At 72.7% G+C, this 6,123-nt stretch carries 6 protein-coding genes and 1 rRNA gene; 6 read left to right on the top strand and 1 reads right to left on the bottom strand.

Translation table 11 applies throughout. The features are described from left to right. The 4 genes from rrf to pnuC form a co-directional block, all read left to right on the top strand. Nucleotides 1-88: ribosomal RNA gene (rrf, locus tag J2X63_RS18930) — 5S ribosomal RNA — on the top strand; the annotation flags it as partial. Nucleotides 89-223: 135 nt separating this feature from the next. Then, on the top strand, nt 224-2,137 hold the full coding sequence (locus J2X63_RS18925; RefSeq protein ID WP_309980129.1) for a DUF255 domain-containing protein: 1,914 nt from the start codon (nt 224-226) through the stop codon (nt 2,135-2,137). A 40-nt stretch (nt 2,138-2,177) separates the two neighbouring features. Further along, nucleotides 2,178-2,588, top strand: coding sequence for a DUF3054 domain-containing protein (locus tag J2X63_RS18920; RefSeq protein ID WP_309980126.1), 411 nt, complete (start codon nt 2,178-2,180; stop codon nt 2,586-2,588). Further along, nucleotides 2,585-3,268 (top strand): nicotinamide riboside transporter PnuC, encoded by a 684-nt coding sequence (gene pnuC / locus J2X63_RS18915; protein WP_309980124.1) that lies wholly within the window; start codon nt 2,585-2,587, stop codon nt 3,266-3,268. Before J2X63_RS18920 ends, pnuC begins: the two co-directional genes overlap by 4 nt. Here pnuC and J2X63_RS18910 read toward each other — a convergent pair. Next, nucleotides 3,219-3,551: a hypothetical protein gene (locus tag J2X63_RS18910; RefSeq protein WP_159606609.1), complete on the bottom strand. Its 333-nt coding sequence runs from the start codon at nt 3,549-3,551 to the stop codon at nt 3,219-3,221. The two genes, pnuC and J2X63_RS18910, sit on opposite strands and share 50 nt — an antisense overlap. 169 nt (nt 3,552-3,720) lie before the next feature. Between J2X63_RS18910 and J2X63_RS18905 the strand changes: the two genes are divergently transcribed. Both J2X63_RS18905 and J2X63_RS18900 read left to right on the top strand, forming a co-directional pair. Continuing rightward, entirely contained in the window at nt 3,721-4,305 is a 585-nt protein-coding gene (locus J2X63_RS18905; protein WP_309980119.1) for an alpha/beta hydrolase, read from the top strand. Between the two features lie 40 nt (nt 4,306-4,345). After that, nucleotides 4,346-6,043, top strand: coding sequence for a methyltransferase (locus J2X63_RS18900; RefSeq protein ID WP_309980117.1), 1,698 nt, complete (start codon nt 4,346-4,348; stop codon nt 6,041-6,043). Nucleotides 6,044-6,123: the final 80 nt, after the last annotated feature.

Below are 6,123 nucleotides of genomic sequence, written 5' to 3'. Positions count from 1 at the left end.
CGGACACATTCCGAACCCGGAAGCTAAGACTCGCAGCGCCGATGGTACTGCAGGGGCGACCCTGTGGGAGAGTAGGACACCGCCGGACATTCATTCGAAGAGAGCCACCCATTGCTGGGTGGCTCTCTTTGTTTAACGCGATGTTGTCTGGGCGCTCCAGCCTTCCGACCAGCGGCCGGACGAATCCCCTCCTGCGCGGGTCGCTCGCGTTTACGCTGGTGGCATGGGGAATCGACTGCAGGAGGCGTTGAGTCCGTACCTGCGGAGCCACGCCGACAACCCGGTGGACTGGCATCCCTGGGGTGAGTCCGCGTTCGCCGCCGCACGCGAACGCGACGTTCCGGTGCTGGTGTCGATCGGCTACGCCACCTGCCACTGGTGCCACGTGATGGCACGTGAGAGCTTCAGCGATCCGGCGATCGCCGCGGTGCTCAACGAGCGGTTCATCGCGATCAAGGTCGACCGCGAGGAGCACCCCGACGTGGACGCGAGCTACCTCGCGGCCGCCTCCGCGTTCACGCGAGAGCTCGGGTGGCCGCTCACCGTGTTCGCGACGCCCGACGGCCGCGCGTTCTACGCCGGCACGTATTTCCCGCCGCGGCCCGTGCGAGGCGTTCCGGCCTTCGCCGAGGTGCTCGCGGCCGTCGACGAGGCGTGGCGCGAACGGCGCCGGGACCTCGAGGAGACCGCCGACGCCGTCGGACAGGCCCTCGCTGCGGCATCCGTCGCCTCGACCGCCGGCGCGCTCCCCGGGCGAGCCGAACTCCAGGAGGCCGTGCGCACGCTCGCAGACGACGAGGACCGGCTGCACGGCGGGTTCGGCACCGCCCCCAAGTTCCCGGTCGCGCCCGTGCTGGCCTTCCTCGCGGCATCCGGAGGGGAGGGCCGTCGGCTGGCCGAGCGGACATTGCGACTCATGGGGGCGTCGCCGCTCCGCGACCCCGTCGAGGGCGGGTTCTTCCGCTACGCCACCCGCGCGGACTGGGGCGAGCCGCACTACGAGCGCATGCTGACCGACAATGCGCTGCTCCTCGGCGTCGCGGCGGACCTGGCCACCGGCGACGATCCGCCGGCGTTCCTCCGATCGCTGGCCATGGGCGTGATCGACTTCCTGACCGGGCGGATGCAGCTGCCCGACGGGGGATTCGCGAGCGCCCAGGATTCCGAGAGCACCATCGACGGGCGTCGCAACGAGGGCGGGTACTACCGGCTGGGCGCCGACGCCCGCGCCGAGCTCGAGCCGCCGGCACTCGACGAGAAGGTGCTCACCGGGTGGAACGGCCTGGCGGTCGGAGCCCTCGCCCGCGCGGGTTTCGTCCTCGGTGATGACCGCGCGGTCGGGGCGGCTCGTCGTGCGGCCGACTTCCTCCGCGATCACCACGTGCGTGACGACGGGACGCTGGTGCGCGCGTCGCTCGATGGGGAGGCATCCACGGCGGCGGCGACGCTCGAGGACACGGGCATGTTCGCCGGCGGACTCCTCGAGCTCGCCTGCGCCACCGGCGATGCCGGGTACGCGGTGCTCGCGCGCGAGTTGATCGACCGCGCGGCATCCGCCGCACCGGAGGACGCCGTCGTGCCGTTCGCGGCGCCGTCCGGCGGGGATCCGGTGCTCGTCGCCCATGGGCTGGCGCTGCCGTCCGATCCTGCGGAGGGTGCGACGCCGTCGGGGCTCACCGCGTGCGCGGACGCCGCGTGGCGGCTCTTCGCCCTCGGCGCCGGCGACCGATACCGCCAGTTCGCCGAACGCGCGATGGGATCCGTGGCAGGGATGGCGGTGCAGCGGCCCATCGCGTTCGGCGGCGCGCTGGCGCTCATGGCCCGCCTCGACGCTCCGCTCGTGCAGGTCGTGACGGTCGTCCCCGACGGCGTGGCCGAGGACGGCGCGGGCGGTGCCGTGGGAGCGGACACGGGCGGATCGGCGGGCCTGGTGACGGCGACGCGCCGGCACGCGGCATCCGTCGCCACCGTCGTGACGGAAGGGCAGGCCCGTGCCTTCGCGGACGCCGGCTTCGAGGTCTTCGAGGGCAGGACCGTGCACGACGGCGTGGCGACCGCCTACCGGTGTCGTTCCTTCGTCTGCGCGCTGCCCGTGCACGACGGGCCGGCGCTGGAGGAACTCGCGTCCCGGAGCTGAGGCGGCCGCGGCGCCCGGCGGCGGTCCGTACGATGGTGCCATGAACGATCGCGCGCGTACCGGCACGGCCGGGACCGTCGGCGCCCTGCTGCTCGACGTCGTCCTCGTGGTGGTGTTCGCCGTCATCGGCCGCTCCAGCCACGCCGAGGGGCTCGACGCCGCGGGCGTGTGGACCACCGCATGGCCGTTCCTCGCCGGGCTCGGGGTGGGATGGCTCGCGGCGACCGCGTGGCGGCATCCGCTCGCCGTCTGGCCGACGGGAGTGCTGGTCTGGGCCGCGACGCTCGTCATGGGCATGCTGCTCCGCCTCGCGTCGGGCCAGGGCGTGCAACCGGCGTTCGTCATCGTCGCCGGCGTCACGCTCGCCGTCATGCTCATCGGCTGGCGGGCGGTCGCCGCCCTCATCGCCCGGCTGCGCCGACCGACCCGTGCAACGGCGGACGCCTCGTGAATCCCATCGAGTGGCTCTTCGACGCCCAGTTGGTGATCGGCGACCAGGTGATCCTCTGGCGCGAGATCGTCGGCAACCTCTTCGGCCTCGCGAGTGCCCTCGGCGGACTGCGTCGCAAGGTGTGGGCCTGGCCGGTGGGGATCATCGGCAACGTGCTGCTCTTCACGGTGTTCCTCGGCGCCGTCTTCGACACGCCGAACCCCGTGAACCTGCTCGGGCAGGCCTCCCGGCAGGTCATGTTCATCATCGTCTCGATCTACGGGTGGGTGCGCTGGTCGCGGCACAGCCAGGTGAGCGAGAACGCGGTCGACCCGCGATGGGCCGGCACCCGTGCCCGGATCCTGCTCGGCGTCGCACTCGTCGGCGGCACCCTGCTGCTCACGCCGCTCTTCCGGGCGCTCGGCTCGTTCGAGCCCGTGTGGGCGGATGCGTGGATCTTCATGGGGTCGCTGCTCGCCACGTACGGCATGGCCAAGGGCTGGACCGAGTTCTGGCTGATCTGGGTCGCGGTCGACGTCGTCGGCGTGCCGCTGCTCATCAGCGCGGGGTACTACGCCTCAGCGCTGCTCTACGTCTTCTACGGCGCGTTCACGATCTTCGGATTCATCACCTGGATGCGCGTGCAGCGCGTCACCAGGCTGACGGAACACGGTCGAGCACCGTCCATACCGCCGCGCTGAGCTCGGGGTGGTCGAGGGCGATCTCCCGCAGGAGCTCGTACTCGAACCGTGCCGCGTCGCCGTCGCGCGCGGCCGGATGATACGCGCGGGAGCGCGCCGGGCTCCACCGATCGGAGTGCAGACGTTCCTCGCGCAGCGTGGCGACGACCTGCTCGTCGACCGAGGGCAGGTCGGGGAGGAAGACCCACGGATCTTCGCCGAGACGGCATCGCAGCTCGATGAGTGCGGCCAGCTCGTCTCGTGCATCCTGTCGCAGGCGCTCCAGCGTCGGCGCGTCAGCCATCTGCGACCTCCCCTCGCTCTTCGATCGTATCCAACGCTACGTGCACCGTGTGACGGGCGGGTTACGGCGAGTGACGGCACGTGGACGCCAGGTGACGCGAGTGTGACGCCTCGCTGCGGCAAGGCCCGCCCCGCTGCTTGAATGGACCGGATTCGTCGAGGGGAGCGGCATGGCCGAGGAGATCCTGATCCTGCACGGGTGGCAGAACCGCCGCCCCGAGGGTCATTGGCAGCGCTGGCTCGCGGAGGAGTTGGCCTCCCGCGGGGTGAGCGTGCGGTACCCGCAGCTGCCGGAACCGGATGCACCGGTGCTCGACGAGTGGCTCGACGCGGTGGAGTCCGAGCTGCAGGCGACGGATGCCGCGTCGCTCACCGTCGTGGCCCACAGCCTCGGCTGCCTGCTCTGGCTTGCGTATCTCGCCCGCCGCGGCGAGCGGGGCGAGGTCGGCGCGGTCGCGCGGAGGGTCGTGCTGGTCGCACCCGCGGCGCCCGACGTGCTCAGCGGCATCCCCGAGATCGCGGCGTTCGCCCGATTCGGCGAGCCGGGGGCGCTCCCCGTGGCGCACGCCGATGCCGTGCTCGAGCGGGGCGTCGTCGTCGCGAGTGCCGACGACCCGTTCTGCCCTGCCGGTGCCGACATCGTGTACGCGACCCCGTTCGACTTGGACTACGTCGCCGTCGAGGACGGCGGCCACCTCACGATGGACGACGGCTACGGCCCGTTCCCGCTCGTGCTCGAGCTCGCCACCCGCTGAGGGGCGCAGTCGCACGGGGGCCGTGCGGTTGAATGGTGCGGTGAGTACTGACGACGACCCGGCGCGGGTGGACGCCCTCCGACGCGACGCGGTCGGGCGCCTGCGCGACGACCTCGCCGCGGCTCGATTCACGGTCGGCGCCCTGGAGGCGCTCTGGGGACCGGATGCCGCGGCCGCCCTGCACCGCGGCGAACGCGTTCCGGCGCGCCGGGTGCTCGAGGCGAAGCGCGCCGCGCACGGGGCATCCGCAGATCTCGCGACGCTCGCGGAGCTCTTCGTGCTCGGCGACGGCGTGCCGGAGTCGGATGCCGCCCACGCGCTGCCGACGCTCGAGGTCGAAGGCGCCGTGGAACTCGGGCTGCTCGCCCGCGTGCCCGGGTCGGGCGGCGGTGGGCTCGGCGCTCGCGGCCGGGACGGCGGGCGTGGGGCATCCGTTCGCCCGCTGCTCGACCTGCGGCCGTACGCGTTCGCCGACGCGTTCGGCGAGGGGCACTGGTGGATCGTGTCCGACCTCGGCGAGATGGCGCTCGGGCATGCCCTCGGCGAGCAGCACGTGCTCGGCGTCGGCGGTGCGTCGATGACCCTCTCGGGGCTCATCATCCCGCGACCTGCACGAACCGTGCTCGACCTCGGAACTGGGTGCGGCATCCAGGCCATGCATGCGTCGCGGTTCGCCGACCGGGTCGTCGCCACCGACATCTCGGAGCGTGCGCTGGCCCTCGCACGGCTCAACGTCGCGCTCAACGGCATCGAGGGCGTGGAGTTCCGCCTCGGCAGCCTCTACGAGCCGGTCGCCGGGGAACGGTTCGACCGGATCGTGTCGAACCCGCCCTTCGTGATCACCCCGAGGGTGGCCGGCGTGCCCGAGTACGAGTATCGCGACGGCGGCATGGTCGGCGACGGCATCGTCGAGGCGGTGCTGCGTGGCGCGGCCGACCACCTCGAGCCCGGCGGGATCGCGCAGCTGCTCGGCAACTGGGAGTACCGGGGCCACGGGGGTGGCGGCGTCGGTGACGACGACGGCGAGGGCGAGCGCGGCACGGCCGACGGGCTCGAGCGCGTGCGCGACTGGGCGGGCCGCCTCGACCACTGGATCGTCGAGCGCGAGCTGCAGCGGGTGACCGAGTACGCGGAGACGTGGATCCGCGACGGCGGCACCCGCCCGGGCACGCCGGAGTTCGACCGGCTCTACGACGCCTGGCTCGATGACTTCCAGCGGAGGGGCGTGCGGGAGATCGGGTTCGGATACGTGCTGCTGCGGCATCCGGGATCGTCGGCGGATGCGGCGGCCGAGGTCGAGGGTGCGCCTGCTGCCCCGCGCCTCGCGCGGTTCGAGCGCCGCTACGGGCCGCTCGGCAGCCATCCCGACGGCCTCGGCACGCACCTTGCGGACTGCCTCGACGCGCACGACCGCCAGGCGGTCCTCGATGACACCGCGCTCGCCGCCGTGCGGCTGACGGTCGCCGGCGACGTGACCGAGGAGCGGCACTACTGGCCGGGCGACGACGACCCCACGGCGATGCTGCTGCGCCAGGGCGGCGGCTTCGGACGCACGATCACCCTCGACACCGGCCTCGCCGCGCTGGTGGGTGCGTGCGACGGCGAGCTCTCCGTCGGCGCGATCGTCGCGGCCCTGGCGCAGCTCCTCGACGTGGACGCAACGGCGCTCGCGACCGACCTGCTGCCCGCCGTGCGCGCGCTCATCGACGACGGGATCCTGCTGCTGCCGGCCGAGTGACCGGTTCGCCGACCCGCGACGTCGGCACTCGGCGAACACCGGGCGCTCCGGGGGTATTCTCATGGACGCATACCGAAAGC

The organism is Agromyces sp. 3263, assembly GCF_031456545.1.
GTDB lineage: Bacteria > Actinomycetota > Actinomycetes > Actinomycetales > Microbacteriaceae > Agromyces.
This window is presented reverse-complemented; position numbering and strand designations above follow the sequence as displayed.